The organism is Paenibacillus sp. BK720, assembly GCF_011761545.1.
Classification (GTDB): Bacteria; Bacillota; Bacilli; order Paenibacillales; family Paenibacillaceae; genus Pristimantibacillus.
Genome location: NZ_JAASRQ010000005.1, coordinates 158780 through 174479, shown reverse-complemented (window position 1 = coordinate 174479; position 15700 = coordinate 158780). Strand labels below are relative to the sequence as shown.

Sequence of the window (15700 nt, the reverse complement as noted above, 5' to 3'; positions counted from 1 at the left end):
CTCTCCCATATAGGTAAAATGTGGTACAAGCCCTATTTTATTGATGATTAATTAAGGGAGTGTTCCGTACAGTTGAAGGTTTGATGTGATTGCTTTCATTCCGTCTTTGGCGGCAAAGAAAATACCAATGGCTGGCATAAATTAGAGCAAAATTGGAAGAATAATTCCAGTCCCAACATCCTGCCGACCTGGAGATGATTTTATTCCATCGTTTATCCCGTACTTGCTCCTTGTTATCGCGAGTTTAATATTTATTGCGCTCTCCTGGTTGAGAACAAAAAACTTAAAGATTCTCCCCTTCTATATCTGTATTGCCGGCGCTGTCTACATTCTGGAGCTGGTCATCTTTGTACTTCTTAACAGCTATAGCTATAAGCCCGGGATACTCCGCAATTCGTTTTATGACAGTGCGATGGGCGCTATCGTATCCAACGGCTTTATCGTCCCGTCTACCTGCACGCTAATTGCGGTCTACCGGATTCGCTTCCGGTGGATCCTCCTTATTGCAGCGGGCTTTATGGCAATTGAACAGTCCTTTATCTATTTAGGGGTTTTCGAGCATCATTGGTGGAAACTCATCTATACGGGAATCGGATTGATCTTGCTCCCCTCAATGGGGAAATGGCTCTGGCAAAAGCTATGCCAGCCGGACCATCCCTACCTGCTCCGGCTGGTGATGCTTTATATCATTAACGTATCTCTGCAAGGAACAATCATGTCCGGCTATTTGCTGATCTTTTACCAGCTTGGATTTAGACCCGGATGGTTTGAAGACCCTGCCCGGGACAATCTGGCATTCGCTACTCTAATCGTGCATGCCGATTCCCTCTTGTTCGCCTGTCTAGTTTCCTTGCGGGGCGGCTGGATCTGGAAGGCGATTTTGTTCGTTATCATGGGCTGCGTTTACTGGTGGCTCAACCATAGGGATATTTTATATACGTCCGGCGTTTGGCTGGTGCTTCTCCTGCTCTTGCTGCAAATCGTCATTCTTCAGCTGCTTGCCGGAATACACCGAATTATAGCCGAAAAATCTGCTGTGCTATCGCGAAGGGAGAGCTGATTCGATGAACCCCTCACGGAGGCCCGTCGCCAAACTAAGCCCGTTTGGCATAACGTCTATCCATTCCCGCAATCCCTACATGGTCTGGTGGTGGTCGGCTGCATTCCCCGGCTTCGGGCATTTTTTGCTGAACCAGTATTTAAGGGGAACCTTCCTCTCGTTATCGGAAGTGATATTCAACACGCTTGGCCATGTCAACCAGGCGATCGTCTATACGCTTTGCGGGAATTTTGCCGAGGCAAAAGCGATCCTCGAGCCCCGATTTGTAATCGGTTATATCATTATTTATTTCGTCGCGATGTGGGACTGCTACTGCTCCGCGGTCTATCAGAACAAGCTCTACCGGATCGCGCGGCTGGAGAATGAACCTCTCCCCAATATGACGCTGTTTACATCCGAGGTGCAGTATATCCAGCCTAAAAGCCCGTTAGCCGCAGCCGTCATTTCGCTGTTGTTTCCCGGCATGGGCCAGCTGTACAATCACCGGATCGGCCTCGCTTTCTATGCGATATTCTGGTGGTGGCTGTATGTCGTTTTGTCTCATGCGCATGAATCGTTAATCCATCTCCTGAGTGGAAGACTAACGGAATCTATCGCCGTTTTGAGCGCCCATTGGCTGTTGTTTATGCCTTCTGTTATAGGCGGTTCCATGTATCATGCCTTTTTGATAGCTAAAGAGCATAATCTGCTTTTCAGCTTGGGGCAGCGCCAGTACCTGGCTGAGCGTTACCGCTCCTCCGCTGTACGAATCTTTGGCAAGTCAGGTGATAACGGATGATTATTATCGGCACCTTCATGCATTCCATCGAGCTTGAGCATGCTCTGACGAAACTAGAAAGCATAGGGGTATCCAAGGAACGGCTGCTAGTCGTATGCATGGATAAGGAATCCAAGATCTTTCAATCCGATAAGCCGAACAAAGCGAGCTCCCTTTCCACGGGAGTCGAGATTGGCTTGGCTTGCGCTACGGCTATGTCCGTCATCGGCACCAGTCTGGGATTTATTTGGACATGGGGACCTATTATATGGGGGCTGATCTTTGCTTTTACCGGCTTTTGTCTCGGCTTCGGAATCAATGCGATTTTCGTGAATAAGCACAAAAGGCACAATAAGTTTAAATCCGAGGTTACCGTCATTGTGCAATGCCAGGCCTGGCAAGCCGATGAGGTTCAACAAGTGATGTGGACGAACCGGGCCTTAACGGTTGGCCTTGCCCAGGCCTCGCCCGAATAGTTCCCGGGCGCAAAAAAAACAGCCCGCCGGAGGCAGACCGTTACGAATGCAAGAGTCAGGTACGGAAAATATCCTTAAAATCGATCCAGCCAAGCGAGTTGATCCGGACTCCTTTTAACGAAGGATGATAATCGGTATGAAATTTCATATGAAGGACGAAATGCACCTGTGCCTCGCCTTTAAGCCTCTCCTCAATCCCCGCGTAAATCGCTTTGCGGCTATTCGGGTCTTCGCTTGCCAGCGCCCGATCGAAGCTTTCCATCGTCCAGCGCGACAGCTCGGGGCTCATCAGCTCCTTCAGAAAGCTCCCTTCCTGCTCGCAGCCCTCAATGAGGCTTACGTCCTCCTCCGGAAATACAAGCGCATGGAACAGCAGATCAATCTCATCCAAGACATGATGAATCGTATAAGGCGCTTCAATGCGCACCAGGACGGAAATACCGGCACGGCGGCAGCGATCCGCAATCCAGTTCACATCCTCGGCATGACCCGGATGGGCGCACAAGGTCATCGGCTCCCCGTTATACCCGGCTTCAAGCAGCAGCCTGCCCGCTTCCTCCGGCTCCAAACGATCCGTATCCGGTTCATGAGCGGTCGCAAGCTCGGGGAAAAATCCTCTTGCAGGAAAATCCCTGTACCCGGTTAATTCCCGGATCATCGCATGGCGGTCAATCAGCCGGTTCACGATACGGCGGAACGCCTCCGAACGCTGCGGACCGGCCTTCTCCATATTCCAGCTAAGCAGACTGGTGCATAAGCTCTTGGATTCAATCTGAATCCAGCCGTTCTCCACCGTTACATCCCGCAGCGTCGGATCGCAGATCAATTGCTGCCAGCTGGTCATTCCGGCTTTTCTCGCTTCTTCCTGCGGCACGTGAACGATCTCCACCTGGTCCAGGTGGGGACGAGACTGGTAATAATGCGGGTTGGCTCCAAGCAGCAGCTTGCCGTCCTTCCACTCCTCTATCTGAAACGGCCCGGTACCGGAAGGCAGCTTCCAGAACTGCTCTTCGGTTAGTCCCAGCAGATTGGCCGGCAGAATCGCCATTACATTCGAGGACGCGTATTTCAGAAACAGCCAGTTGGGACGCGTCAGATGAAACCTTACAATCCGCTCCGATACGGCTTCCACGCGCTCAAGAGAACGCATAATCCAGCTGTTGCGTTTGCCTCCGTTCTTCAGGCGCTCTGCCGTAAATACAACATCTTCCGCCGTCAGCTCGCGCCCTCCGTGAAAGTGAATACCTTTCCGCAGATGGAAGGTCCATACGGTAGCGTCTTCGTTATGCTCCCAATAATGCGCGATTCCGGGCTTGATCTGTCCGGTCGCTTCATCAAGGAGGACAAGCCGGTCGAAAATTTGCTGAATCATATGCGAGCACAAGGAATAGACGAAATCGGCCGGATCAAGCGTCATAATGGTCTTGAAGATCGGGAGACGCAGTACGTCCGCTTCCTTCCCCGGCTGCCTGCGAAAGCCGAAGTTTCCGCTCATCCACTCCATAAACTTCTCGTTCGCGGCCGTCCCTTCCCCGAAGGTCTGCAGAAGATGGAATGCCTTGTTGTATTCGCCATCCTCCGCATACCGCTTCGACAGATCGAGCAGCAGCTTCTCCCGGTCTTCCCGGAATGTAATTTGCGAGCGGTTGCCTCGGCCCCGTCCCGCCTGCCAATCGATTAGTCCCTCTTCCGTCAGCTTGCGGAGCACCAGCTTGGCATTGCGCTCCGTACAGAATAGAGCTTCCGCTACCTGCTCCAGGGACGCCTCTGCCGTCGCGCCTGCTCCGGGTTCGCCGGCAAAACGGTTGTACAGGGTCAAATATCGTTCCAGTACCAGCAATTCTCCTCACCTCGCTAAAAGGGGAAATCTATTGCAACTATTCTACACTTTTTACCTCTTTGTTTCACCCGCATAATGAAAACAAGAAAACAAATAGTTCAACCGATTAAAGGGGATGTTGAAATGCCGTACAATTACAATGATTACCACACCGTGGATCAACTGCAAAAGCTCCGCCAGGCCGAGCTCGACCGGGCTATCCGCTTGGGACGTTACGTCAAGTACGACAGCGATGCGAAAAAGGGCCGCCGCAACGGATTCCTCACTCCGCTGCTGCATGTGATGAAGCCGCTCACCTGGAGGAAAAGATGATCGCCAGTTCATGAATAAGGACCATCCTGCATCGAGGAGGGTCCTTTCTTCTTGGTATTAATGCAGAGGCGTCACTTTCGTATCCTGAAGCTTCTCCGGCTTATTCTGCTTCAAGGTCGAATAGGCAACAAGAATGCCTAGCAGGGCAATAACCGCGCTAATGACGAAAGCCGTATGAATCGCCTCGTTCAGATCAGCCGGAAGCATCGTTTCAAGCGTAGCGGTTGATCCCAGACTTGCCGATAAAACGGCCATGATAACCGCGAGGCCTACGGCCCCTCCAATCTGCTGGCCGGTCGAAATCACCGCAGAGGCAACGCCTTGCGTCTTGGGATCGACACCGCTGCTGCCGGCAATAAACATGGTAGTAAACACTAAGGCCTGACCAAGGCCAACGATTACCGTCCCCGGGATAATGCCCCAAGCCGAGCCGTATTCGGACAACCTGGTCAACAGTAGAAATCCGATCAAGCCAAGTCCCATACCGACGGCAATGGTGCCGGCAACCCCGACCTTGCTCAACGCATAGTTAATCATCCGGGCTCCCAGGAATGCGCTAAGGGTCAGAGGCAGGAAACTAAGCCCCGATTGAATAGCTGAGTAGTGCAGCACGCCTTGCGTATATAAAGTAAGGAAATAATACAGCGTCCCAAACGATGCGGAAAACAGGAATGCGGTAAGCGATGCCCCAGTCAAATTCCGGTTGCGGAATAAGCCGAGGGGAAGCAGCGGTTCTTTGGATTTCTTTTCGATTCGAATAAACGCCAACAGAAGCACAACGCCAATGAGCAGATACGGCAGCGTTGCCGCGCTAAGCCACCCCGTCACCGGAGACTGGATGAGGTAATACACAACGAGCAGCATGCCTGCTGTTACGGATAACGTTCCCGCCGCATCGTAATGCCGGGAGCCTGACGCGGATTTGCTCTCGACGAGCACCACAGGGGATAACAAAATGACAATCAGCGCAATAGGCACATTAACGAAAAAGGTCGCTTCCCATCCTATATAGCTGGTCAATACCCCGCCGAGTAAAAGCCCCAGGGACATGCCTACGCCACCCATGGAGGCCCATATGCCCATTGCACGATTGCGCTCCCGGCCTTCCTCGAAGTTCGACATGATAAGAGACAGAGTAGCCGGAGATAACAAGGCGCCGCCAAGACCTTGAAGCCCTCTGGCAAGAATAAGCGTCAATTGGGAATCAGCCAGACCGCCAAGCAGCGAGCCTAGTCCGAACAGCCCCATTGCCAGCATAAACATCATCCTTCTGCCCATTAGATCCGAAAGCCTGCCGCCAAGCAGCAGAAATCCGCCGAAGGCCAGAGAATAGGCACTCACCACCCACTGCAGGTGACTCGCCGAGAATCCGAGATCGTGACCAAGCGAAGGCATGGCTACAAAGATAATGGTGTAATCCAGCGCCATGATCAACTGCGATACGGCCAAAACGAGAATGGCTAATAATTTGTTTGTTTTCATTTTATTCGCTCCTCTTTAATAGACCAATCAGTCTAATTTTGACAGAGATATTGTAGACCATTTGGTCCGAAATGAGAAAAAAGAAACGAAGCGCGCAAAAACGCTTCACTTACTTTTCCATGACCGACAGGGTAATGGACATAATTTGCTGCAAATCCTTCGGGTCGTCAGTGAGCTTTGCCGCCTGGGTCAACCCGTATCTAGCGTGGTAGAGATATTGGGCCATTGCGCGCAAATCCCGATCAGGATTAATCTCGCCCTTCTCCCGTCCATGGGCCAATGCTTGGTATAAAGCTGCCTCCAGCCGGTTTTTGTCCTCCATGAACAGCTTTCCGATCTCCGGATCATGCGGAACCTGATCGATAGCGCTGTTTAAGATTAAGCATTCCTTGCGACGCTCTTCATCGGTTAACGTCTCCACAATAGAATGGAAGATTTCCGTTATCGCCTGCTTAACGGAATCCGTCTTGGTCAAATAAGCGACCACCGCATCCGACTTCTCGTTCACATAATGCTTAACTGCCTGTACGAACAGATCGCGTTTCGTCCCGTAAGTGTCATACAGGCTTTGCCGGGCAATGCCAAGTTCATCGAGTAATAGCTGCAGAGAGGCTCCTTCATAACCGTAGTGGCCAAATACCTCCATTGCCTTACGCAAGACAACCGTTTTATCAAATTCTTTGCTTCTTGCCATGGGAACTGCCTCCTTTCTTTATAGACTGAACAGTCCAAAATGTTCGTTGGATTCATATTAGCATTTCCGGATCGATCGGTCAATAATAATTTTGACGTCTTAGCTTCCTGGACAACCACCGCTGCTCCAGAAATCGTTCGTATAACCCGATACTCATCATGAGCCATGCCGCGCTGACCAGATAACCGCCAATCACATCGCTGGGATAATGCACGCCAAGATAAATTCTGCTGATCCCGATCATCGCTATAATGACGACTCCAACCAGGATGACGGCCGCCCGCATCCATCTATACTTCAAATGCTTCCACAGAAAATAGATCGTAATGCCGTATAGCGTAAAGGCCGACATCGAATGCCCGCTTGGAAAGCTGAAGCCGGACGCTTCGATAATCCGGTTAATATCCGGTCTTGCCCGTTGGAAGATCGTCTTGAGCACCAGATTCAGCAGCGCCGAGCTAACGATGACGCCAAGATAGAAGATAAGCTCTCTCCGGTAGCCGATAAACGCAAATAGCGATGAAAAGGCAATAACGATAAGGATAACCATAAACTCCGACCCAAGCTCGGTGAATACTCTCATGACAACCGTCATGGCATCGGAACGCACGCCCCGAATGGCATCCGTTACGTTATTGTCAAAAACCGCAATCCGCTGCCCGCTTACAAGCTGCGCAATCCAGCCAAACACGAACAGAATCAGAATCGTGAATACGAATGAACGCAATAATACCTTGTTTTGCGCCTTGATGGAATCCATTCGCTCTGCTCCTTCCCCCTTTTTCCATAGTATACCCTTATACGTCTGGTTCAAGAGCCGGGTAGCAAGTAATCCGGCGCGGCGAATAAAAAAACAGACAGCCGTAAGCCGGCTGCCTGCCTAACCGTTTGTTATTTTACCGTTACCTTCATCACGGAGCTTTCCGTTGAACCTGTATCGTTAATCAATTCCACGCGGTATTCATAAGTCCCCTTGGCGCGGCCCGTGATCGTCGTAGCCGCAGTCTGCGCGTTTGGTGTTTGAGCCGTCAGCGTTTGGGTATCGATTAGTGCGCCATTCTCATACAGCTTGTAGGTGGTTGCGTTGGTACCCCACCACATATTCATCGTCACTTTATAGTCGCCATTGTTATCCCAGTTGTCATTCGACAGCACCGGCTTGCCGGGCGATGCGTCCTTGACCGTTACGGTAAGCGGCGAGCAGGACGCTGTGCCGAAAGAATTGATCAGCTCGCATGTATACGTGTACGTGCCGTTCGGTTTGCCGTTGATCGCGGTTGCAGCCATTTGAGCCGTTGGCGAGTTGTCCGTCAGCTGCTTCGCATCGACTAGCACGCCGTTCTCGTACAGCTTGTAAATCGTACCGTTATAGCCGTACCACATATTCATCGTAATCCTGTAGCTGCCGTCCAGCAATCCGGTATCGTAGCCGTTATCGCTTGCGAGCACCGGCTTGCCGGGCACGCCCATCGCTTTCTCTTCCGGCTGCGGAGCTGCGTATTGGATGCGCGGAGCCGAAGGCATTTCCATGCCCGCTCCAAGGAAGAAGCTTGTATGAGGCGGCTGGTTGTAGCCGCTGTTCTGCCACACAACGCCAAGGCGGTAGACCGGATCCTGCATCAGCGTCCGGATGCGGTAATCCGTTACATCCGTAGTTGTATAGATGCGCAGCTCCGAGCTGTCCGCGGAACGCCACATTACCTCTTCCCGCCAATCGCCAAACAAATCGGCCTGAAGCGAAGGGTTGCCTTTTGTCGAGTTGTTGGACAAGGCGCCTTCCGCCGTCAGCAGATTTTCGGTGGCTTGCGTCTCGAAATTCCACTTGTCGATTTTGCCGATGCCGGCTTTAAGCGTTGTATCCCACTTATGATCAAGCAGTTCTCTGAGCGGATCGGCATCCCACCAAATGGCGTTGTTTGTTGACGAAGGAATGCTTGCGCTGATCCGCTCGCCTTTTGCGCTGAACAATCCCGTAATTTGAATCTGCTGTTCGTTCGTAATCGTCGAGGACCACATTTCCTCGCCCGGATAGTTCGGATCCAGATCCGCGGTCAAGCCGCGGCCCGTATCGATGCCGGTATGCACGCCCCAGACGATCTCGCCGGTTGCCGCATCATGCATTTCGAGGCCGTATTCCGCATCCGTATGCTCGTGTACGCCAAATACTTCAAGCCCCGGGCGGGTTGGATCGAGATCGCCGAAATGCATCGCGTCGCCATGACCAAGGCCCGTACTGTACAGCGCTTCGCCGTTATCGTCGATAGCGAGCGCGCCGAACAGGATCTCGTCCTTGCCGTCCTGATCCACGTCGCCAACCGACATGTTATGGTTGCCTTGGCCCACGTAACCGCCGTTGCCTTCGTCGTTCGTGTCGAAACGCCAGCGCTTCTCCAGCTTGCCGTCCTTGAAGTCATACGCAACAATGACGGTGCGGGTGTAGTAGCCGCGGCTGAAAATCACGCTTGGATGCTCGCCGTCCAGATAAGCGACGGAAGCCAAGAAGCGGTCAACGCGGTTCCCGTACGTATCGCCCCATGCGCCAACGTCACCGCGCGGCGGATCATAGCTGACGGTGGATACGGCTCCGCCGGTCTGACCGTTAAATACGGTCAGGAATTCATCGCCCAGCAGCACGTAACCCGAGCTGTTGCGATTGTCCTTGGACGCGTCGCCGATCGCTTTGCCTTGACCGTCAATGGTGCCGTCGGCGGTTTTGAGCACAACCTCCGCTTTGCCGTCCCCGTCCAGATCATAGACCGTAAATGGCGAGTAATGCGCCCCGGCCCGAATATTTGGTCCAAGATTCATGCGCCACAGACGGGTTCCGTCCATTTCGTAAGCATCCATGTACACGATACCGGTATAACCTGCCTGCGAGTTGTCCTTCGCATTCGAAGGCGACCACAGCATCACGATTTCATACTGCCCGTCGCCGTCCAGGTCGCCAACGCTGGCGTCGCCCGCGCTATACGTATACGGCTGGCCGTCCTTCGTATAAGCATCGGCCGGTTTTTGCAGCGGAATAGACAGGTACTGCTGCTTCCATACGTTAAAGCTTTTTGTTGCGGGTCTTTCAACGCCGTTAATGATTAACGTGATGCGGTATTGCGATTGTTCCGTGCCTGCTGGATCGAAGTAATTCGTGCTGCCTGTTATAGGAGTCTTATTCAGCCTTACTCCGTCGCGGTAAACGTTAAAAGCGATCGTATCCGGGTCAAGGCCCAGCATACGCCAGCCGATATAGATACCTCCTGCTTGCTTAACCGCTACCGGCGCGCGGTCCAAATATTCCATATTGCGGTAAAGCGTCGTTACCGCTTCCGTTGCCAGTACATCCGACATGGCGGAAATACCGCCCGCATTCACCGCCGCTACCTTGTAGTAATATGGAACCGTTGTTAATACGGTAGAATCGGTGTAAGAAGGCTCTTTTGTTTTGCCGAGCAGCTGGAACGTACCGCTTTCTTTTGTCGCCCGGTAAACGTTGTAGGCACGCGCCTCCGTTGAACCGGTCCAAGTCATGCTTACGCTGTTCTTGCTGATAGTCGCGACAGCCAGATCGTGCGGTACGGGAGCAAGCGGAACGCTTGGATCAATGGTGGAGATCGTCAGCTCGTTCGATGCAACGGACTCCAAGCCTGCGCTGTCTACCGCCGTAACCGTGTACGCGTATTGCTGACCCACGTCGCCTGTCGTATCGCGGAAGGATGCAGACGTTAACTCGCCGAGAAGCTCCGCATTAGCCGCGTCCGCCGATTTGCGGTATACGCGGTAGGCTGCCGCGCTTTCCGCTGGCGTCCAGGACAGCTGGGCCTCCACGGGATCGGTTGAAAGCTGCAGCTCATCCAGCTTAAGTCCCGTTGGCGCAAGCAGAATCGGCGTTATTTCAAGGCCGTTCAAATGCGCCGTCTGGCCGCTGAATACGAGATTCATCTGACCGTCTTTTACCGCGATGTTGTTGTAGACCTTCTCCGCGATATTTTCCTTGCCGGACGAGACGGTCCCATAATCTTTGCCCTCAATGGCGACGTTCGTTTTCGTGGAGCCGATCCAATCGCCGGTATAGGTCTTCACGGAGTAATAACCGCTTGGAAGATCCACCTTGAACTCGTACGAATTGCCGAAGTAAGCGACAAAGTCGCGGCGCAAAGCATCCGTTGCCGAGCCGCGGTCGCGGTCGATCATTCCGGTGCTGTCGGTCAGGCCGTATCCCCGCTCCGGCGTATACAAGACGCTGCGCGTCACTTCGGTATAACCCTCCGCAACCGGAGCCCCAACCGGGCCAAAATCGTACCGGTATTTTGCCGACTTCGTTGTAAGGGTCACTTCATCGGAAGGCGTGGATTCGCCGCGGCCGTTGACGGCCGTTACGCGGACCGTGTAACTCAGCCCTTCCGCCATGCCACCCATCGTAAAGCTTGGAACGGTAGCCGTTCCTACCATTTTGTAAGCCGATTCCGGTTCGGAAGCCAGCTTGCGGTATATCTTGTATATATCCGCCGTTTCGTTCGCATTCCATTTGAGTACGGCCCCCGCATTGCTCACGCTGCCCGCGATCAACCCGCTTATCTTGGCCGGTACATCTGCCGGAAGCTCAATTTCTTTCACCGAATTTGCAAGCGGAAGATCCAGCTCCTTAATGCCTCCTGCCAGAAGGCGGGCAAGCTGAATCGCGCCGTACTCCTGGAAGTGCGTATTATCCGCCGAGCCGTTCGGGAAGGCCTGATAGATGCCCGGATCGGCGTACAGGAACACCGACGTTGTGGCTTCGAATCCAATCGAATTGTAATAAGCAATGCTTAATGCGCTGAGATCGACCATAGCAACGTGTTTGTCCGCTGCGGCTTCCTTCATCGCCTGCACGTATTCCGGGAAGCTGACGTTAAACTTGCCGGTTTCGGCATTAAAGTCGCGGCGGCCCATCGGCGTTACGAGAATCGGCGTTGCCCCCCGCTGAATCGCGCCTTCGATATAATAGTTCTCCAGGAAGTTTTTATAATCGGCCGGAGAGGCGTACCGTTCGGGAATGCTGATCGTCGCATCGTTATGACCGAACTGAACGAGGAAGGAATCGCCTGGCTTTATCGCGCGCAAAATCTCGTCGAGACGGCCTTCCGTTATAAAGTTTTTGGTGCTGCGTCCTCCAATGGCTTTGTTCACGATCGCGACGTCGTTATTGAAGAAGCGAGGCAGCATTTGTCCCCAGCCGGCTTGCGGCTCCCAATAAGGATCATAGGTCTGAACGGTCGAGTCGCCCGCGATATAGACGGTCGGAATCTCCCCCGGCTGGCGGTCAGCCTGCTTGGCAATAACGATGGCATTGATCTTTGGCGCCGTACCCGTAAATTCGAAATTCAATTGCCCGTCAACGAGCGCAATCGGGAATTCCATCTCCAGGTATTGGCCGGCGGTCTTCGCCGTCTGCTGCACCTTCTGCATATTTTCCGCCTTGATCGCAATGTCCGTTGCTCCTTGCTCATCCCCCGCCACAAGCGACACCGTGTAATCCCCGTTCGGAAGATCCACGATAAAGGAGGTATCCTGCGGCACGGCAAAATCGGATTTCACCGCATCGCTTGTGCCCCGGTCGACGGACGTTACCTTTGCCGGATCGGCAAAGCCGTATTTCAGCGATGACGAGTATTTGGTCGTTGCCATAACTCCGGTATAACCTTCGGCAATGGGACCAGGGCCAAAATCAAACCGTTGAACCCCGCCCTCCGGCAGCTCGGCCGGCGGTACGTATGCCGGGCTCGATACGGTGCCGGATGCGGAAGATTCGCCCGCCTCATTCACCGCAATAACCTGATAATAATAACGCTTCGACGTATCCGCCGTGTTGTCTGTATATGACGGATTCGTCGATTGGCCAATCTCCGCAAAAGACCCCTCCGCCGCTTCGGAACGCATGATCCTGTAGCTGGCCGCCCCTTCCGTTACGTTCCAGCTCAGCTTCACCGCATTGGCATTGACTTCGTCTACCGAAACACCCGCCGGCGCGGCAGGAGGCTGCGGAGCCGGAATTTCGCTAACGGTCACCGGCGCGCTCCGCCGGGATTCCAGGCCGCCGGCGCTTATGGCGGATACGTAATACGTGTAGCTGCCGCCAACCGCAACCGAGGTATCCGAGTACGTCGTTTCGGCAGCCTGCGTGTGCCCGATTAACGTTGGCGCTGCGTCACCGCTGCTTGCACGGTATACGGAATAGCTCGCCGCTCCGTCAACGCCGCTCCAGGCGAGCGTTACGCTTGAGGAGGTCAGTCCGGTCACCGCAACGGAAGCCGGAGCAGCGGGAGCGGCTTCTACCGCTTCCTCTATAACAAGGCCGTTCAAATAACCGCCCGCGCCGGAGCCCGTAACGTCTACCGTCAATTGTCCGTCGCTTACCGTCGTCTTGTATGTAGCCGAGTTCACGACCGCTTTGCCGCTGATCGATCCCGCCGTCACGCCTTCAAGAACAAAGTTCGTCTTGGTCGTTCCGCTCCCGGTAATATCGCCCGAATATGCGGTGACGTTATAATCGCCGTTAGGCAGATCAACAAGGAACGAATACGACAAGCCAAGCACAAAATCATTCGTCAGCTCATCGCCGCCCGAACGATTGCGGGATGCCACCGCCACGTTCAGGCCGTACCCGGTCTCCGCCGTATACAGCAGCGACTCGTGAACTCTCGTATACCCGGCCATTACCGGGCTTGAGGCTGTACCGAAATCGAATTTCCGCACCACGGGCTCTGACACGCTTGCATGGGCGGGCTTTGCGCCAAACTGTACGCCCGGCAGCAACGTTGCGCAGAGCAGGACAAAAGCTAGCAATGACATGTACAACGGTCTTCTTTTTATTCGCATATAATGGATATCCCCGCTTCCCTATTTTCATTCGTCAGTAGGTTCTTGAGATGCCTTACAATACGAAGCAAGTATTGCAACCGCTTTCAAAACTACATTTAAGCCGATGCCAGCAATCGGATTGCCGGCCCTTGCTCATCATCTGACGTTACTCCCCCCCCTCCCTTCGGGCTCCGGTACGCATGGCAGTCCTTACCAAAATTTGAGTGCACAAAGATCATACTGCTAACAAGATCCGGATTCCTATTTAAAAATCCGATATTTTTCATCAAATATCAGAGGTTGAACATAAAAAAGCAGCCGATTCGGGGGAATCAGCTGCTGTGCATGGGTACGGTGGTTTGTTTATTCCATTCGGTATAGGGTATTTAGGAATACGGCGGTCCATTAGGTGTCAGGGAGATTCCAAAATAGGCAGCAGTTTTACTGTATTCTCCCTTGTCATTTTACCGTATTTGGATTGCCCTTCAATTACTGCTTCCAAGCGATCTTTCTTCGGAGAAAGCCAGATCGCGTAGGTAGCTTGTTCATAACTTACCGTTGGGTCCTTATTAATGGTACGAATTTTGTAATCCGGCTGCCGGGACATGGAAACCTCCGCGTATTTCGAAAAAACTTTTAAATATTCCTTTACAGGAATATTCCTTATGATGTATATTTAGATCAACAGCCGGAGAGACTGACGCATAAAGAGGTGAAAGGCATGTCAGGACATTATCCGGGCTTGGATATGACGACGTTAAGCGCATTAGCTGAACCAAATCGAAAGCTTATTGTCGAGCTGCTGCGTGACGGTCCCCTGACAGTAGGAGAAATCGCCGACAAGCTGGGGATCAGGCAGCCTCAAGCTTCGAAGCATCTGAAAGTGCTTAGCGAACACGGCATTGTAGAAGTGAAGGCGGAAGCAAACCGCAGGTTTTACAAGCTTCGGCCAGAGCCCTTCCACTCGCTCGATTCATGGGTGAACTCCTTCCGCCGGATCTGGGAAGAGCGTTACGACAACCTGGAGAACTACCTGCGTGAACTGCAAAGCAAAGAACAGTTACCAAGTCCCAAAAACCATATTGAGGAGGATTTAAAATGACAAACGCAATCGTATCAAGAGTAGAGAATGACAATGTACTGGTGCTGGAGCGCGTATTCACTGCGCCGCGCGAGCTGGTGTTCAAGATGTTCAAGGAGCCGGAGCATCTGAAGCGCTGGTGGGGGCCACGCGGCTGGGAAGTGCCTGTATGCACAATCGATTTCCGTCCGGGCGGCGTATGGCATTATTGCATGAAGTGCATGGATCAAAGCCAAGGCGACTTTTACGGTATGGAATCCTGGGGCAAAGGCGTATACAAAGAAATCGACGAGCCTAACAGCTTCAGCTACACGGATTACTTCTCCGATGCGGAAGGCCATATCAATGAAGAATTGCCTGCTACCGATATCGTACTGGAGTTTGTTGATCTGGGAGACGGCACAACCAAACTGATCAACCGTGCGGTGTATGCATCGGGCGACGCCCTGAAGACGGTTATGGACATGGGAATGCTGCAAGGCATTTCGGAAACTTGGGATCGTCTGGAAGAAGCATTGCAAGCAGCAAAATAAGCTGCATAGCGGAAAAAGCGTTGAACCATTGGTTCAGCGCTTTTCTATTATGTAAGCAAAAGACGTTGAACCGTTGGTCAGCGCTTTACTTTTCGTCCGAAAGCCGCCCATACCCCGCCTTCCCCTCCTGCATAGGCTAATATCGGGGAAGGGATGAAACGCTTGGGCGAGGTGAGTACAATTCATGGGGAACAATAATAATAACAATAACAATAACAATAACAATAACAACAGCAACAACAAAAACAATAACAACAACAATAAGAACAACAACAATAACAACAACGGTCAAAGCGGAAACAATGGAAGCAGCAAAGGCAGCGGTAATGGCAATCAGCTTGGTGACTCCTTGGATCTCATCGCCGCCCGGCTTGGCTATATCGGTGCCATTATCGCAACCATCGGAGACGGCGTAGCCGCGATCGCGGCAGGCATCGCCCTTCGGCAGCTGGAAGAGCAGAACCTTGCCGAATCGCGGGCCGAAGTGGATCAATTCAGACAAACCGAAAACATCCAGCAGCAGGTTGATTTTTATATCAATGAACTTATCCAGATTCGGAAAATGATTAAATAACTCCCCCTCTTCGACTTGATCTCTTCTATCATACGGCCGTGCTTATCGGCTCTGAAAACA

Annotated in this window: 13 protein-coding genes; 7 read left to right on the top strand and 6 right to left on the bottom strand. The window is 52.6% G+C overall.

Annotated elements, in window-relative coordinates; all coding sequences use genetic code 11:
* Window positions 1–268: 268 nt before the first annotated feature.
* From FHT67_RS19750 to FHT67_RS19740, 3 genes are read left to right on the top strand one after another with little or no spacing between them, the layout of a single operon-like run.
* Window positions 269–1060 carry a hypothetical protein gene (locus tag FHT67_RS19750; RefSeq protein ID WP_167200917.1) on the top strand — a complete coding sequence of 264 codons (792 nt, stop codon included), beginning with the start codon at window positions 269–271 and terminating at the stop codon, window positions 1058–1060.
* 4 nt (window positions 1061–1064) lie between these two features.
* Window positions 1065–1838 (top strand): DUF5683 domain-containing protein, encoded by a 774-nt coding sequence (locus tag FHT67_RS19745; protein WP_167200915.1) that lies wholly within the window; start codon window positions 1065–1067, stop codon window positions 1836–1838.
* Window positions 1835–2293, top strand: a complete 459-nt coding sequence (locus tag FHT67_RS19740; protein WP_167200913.1) for a hypothetical protein — start codon at window positions 1835–1837, stop codon at window positions 2291–2293. Before FHT67_RS19745 ends, FHT67_RS19740 begins: the two co-directional genes overlap by 4 nt.
* Window positions 2294–2348: 55 nt before the next feature.
* Here the strand turns inward: FHT67_RS19740 and FHT67_RS19735 are convergent, their stop codons facing one another.
* Window positions 2349–4133: an SgrR family transcriptional regulator gene (locus FHT67_RS19735; RefSeq protein WP_243867347.1), complete on the bottom strand. Its 1785-nt coding sequence runs from the start codon at window positions 4131–4133 to the stop codon at window positions 2349–2351.
* 123 nt (window positions 4134–4256) lie between these two features.
* Between FHT67_RS19735 and FHT67_RS19730 the strand changes: the two genes are divergently transcribed.
* Window positions 4257–4445 carry a hypothetical protein gene (locus FHT67_RS19730; RefSeq protein WP_167200911.1) on the top strand — a complete coding sequence of 63 codons (189 nt, stop codon included), beginning with the start codon at window positions 4257–4259 and terminating at the stop codon, window positions 4443–4445.
* Between the two features lie 57 nt (window positions 4446–4502).
* Here the strand turns inward: FHT67_RS19730 and FHT67_RS19725 are convergent, their stop codons facing one another.
* The 5 genes from FHT67_RS19725 to FHT67_RS19705 form a co-directional block, all read right to left on the bottom strand.
* Complete coding sequence (locus FHT67_RS19725; RefSeq protein ID WP_167200909.1) at window positions 4503–5927, bottom strand: MFS transporter; 1425 nt, start codon at window positions 5925–5927, stop codon at window positions 4503–4505.
* A gap of 109 nt (window positions 5928–6036) precedes the next feature.
* The gene (locus tag FHT67_RS19720; RefSeq protein WP_132311699.1) at window positions 6037–6621 is read right to left on the bottom strand and encodes a TetR/AcrR family transcriptional regulator; all 585 of its coding nucleotides are present in this window, start codon (window positions 6619–6621) and stop codon (window positions 6037–6039) included.
* A 79-nt stretch (window positions 6622–6700) separates the two neighbouring features.
* Window positions 6701–7381 (bottom strand): phosphatase PAP2 family protein, encoded by a 681-nt coding sequence (locus FHT67_RS19715; protein ID WP_132311697.1) that lies wholly within the window; start codon window positions 7379–7381, stop codon window positions 6701–6703.
* A 131-nt stretch (window positions 7382–7512) separates the two neighbouring features.
* Complete coding sequence (locus tag FHT67_RS30390; RefSeq protein ID WP_279591578.1) at window positions 7513–13443, bottom strand: rhamnogalacturonan lyase family protein; 5931 nt, start codon at window positions 13441–13443, stop codon at window positions 7513–7515.
* Window positions 13444–13864: 421 nt separating this feature from the next.
* Window positions 13865–14059: a hypothetical protein gene (locus tag FHT67_RS19705; protein WP_167200905.1), complete on the bottom strand. Its 195-nt coding sequence runs from the start codon at window positions 14057–14059 to the stop codon at window positions 13865–13867.
* A gap of 114 nt (window positions 14060–14173) precedes the next feature.
* Here FHT67_RS19705 and FHT67_RS19700 point away from each other — a divergent pair, with 114 nt between their 5' ends.
* The 3 genes from FHT67_RS19700 (at window position 14174) to FHT67_RS30100 (ending at window position 15640) form a co-directional block, all read left to right on the top strand.
* The gene (locus tag FHT67_RS19700) at window positions 14174–14554 is read left to right on the top strand and encodes an ArsR/SmtB family transcription factor (protein WP_132311691.1); all 381 of its coding nucleotides are present in this window, start codon (window positions 14174–14176) and stop codon (window positions 14552–14554) included.
* Window positions 14551–15066, top strand: a complete 516-nt coding sequence (locus tag FHT67_RS19695; protein WP_132311689.1) for an SRPBCC domain-containing protein — start codon at window positions 14551–14553, stop codon at window positions 15064–15066. Before FHT67_RS19700 ends, FHT67_RS19695 begins: the two co-directional genes overlap by 4 nt.
* A gap of 184 nt (window positions 15067–15250) precedes the next feature.
* Window positions 15251–15640 (top strand): hypothetical protein, encoded by a 390-nt coding sequence (locus FHT67_RS30100; protein WP_243867345.1) that lies wholly within the window; start codon window positions 15251–15253, stop codon window positions 15638–15640.
* The last annotated feature ends 60 nt before the right edge of the window (window positions 15641–15700 follow it).

What these genes read in the sequence shown, in the direction of transcription:
- FHT67_RS19745 (WP_167200915.1), top strand. Translation starts at nt 1,065, where the DNA reads ATGAACCCCTCACGGAGGCCCGTCGCCAAACTAAGCCCGTTTGGCATA.
- FHT67_RS19740 (WP_167200913.1), top strand. Translation starts at nt 1,835, where the DNA reads ATGATTATTATCGGCACCTTCATGCATTCCATCGAGCTTGAGCATGCT.
- FHT67_RS19730 (WP_167200911.1), top strand. Translation starts at nt 4,257, where the DNA reads ATGCCGTACAATTACAATGATTACCACACCGTGGATCAACTGCAAAAG.
- FHT67_RS19725 (WP_167200909.1), bottom strand. Translation starts at nt 5,927, where the DNA reads ATGAAAACAAACAAATTATTAGCCATTCTCGTTTTGGCCGTATCGCAG.
- FHT67_RS19720 (WP_132311699.1), bottom strand. Translation starts at nt 6,621, where the DNA reads ATGGCAAGAAGCAAAGAATTTGATAAAACGGTTGTCTTGCGTAAGGCA.
- FHT67_RS19715 (WP_132311697.1), bottom strand. Translation starts at nt 7,381, where the DNA reads ATGGATTCCATCAAGGCGCAAAACAAGGTATTATTGCGTTCATTCGTA.
- FHT67_RS30390 (WP_279591578.1), bottom strand. Translation starts at nt 13,443, where the DNA reads ATGTCATTGCTAGCTTTTGTCCTGCTCTGCGCAACGTTGCTGCCGGGC.
- FHT67_RS19705 (WP_167200905.1), bottom strand. Translation starts at nt 14,059, where the DNA reads ATGTCCCGGCAGCCGGATTACAAAATTCGTACCATTAATAAGGACCCA.
- FHT67_RS19700 (WP_132311691.1), top strand. Translation starts at nt 14,174, where the DNA reads ATGTCAGGACATTATCCGGGCTTGGATATGACGACGTTAAGCGCATTA.
- FHT67_RS19695 (WP_132311689.1), top strand. Translation starts at nt 14,551, where the DNA reads ATGACAAACGCAATCGTATCAAGAGTAGAGAATGACAATGTACTGGTG.
- FHT67_RS30100 (WP_243867345.1), top strand. Translation starts at nt 15,251, where the DNA reads ATGGGGAACAATAATAATAACAATAACAATAACAATAACAATAACAAC.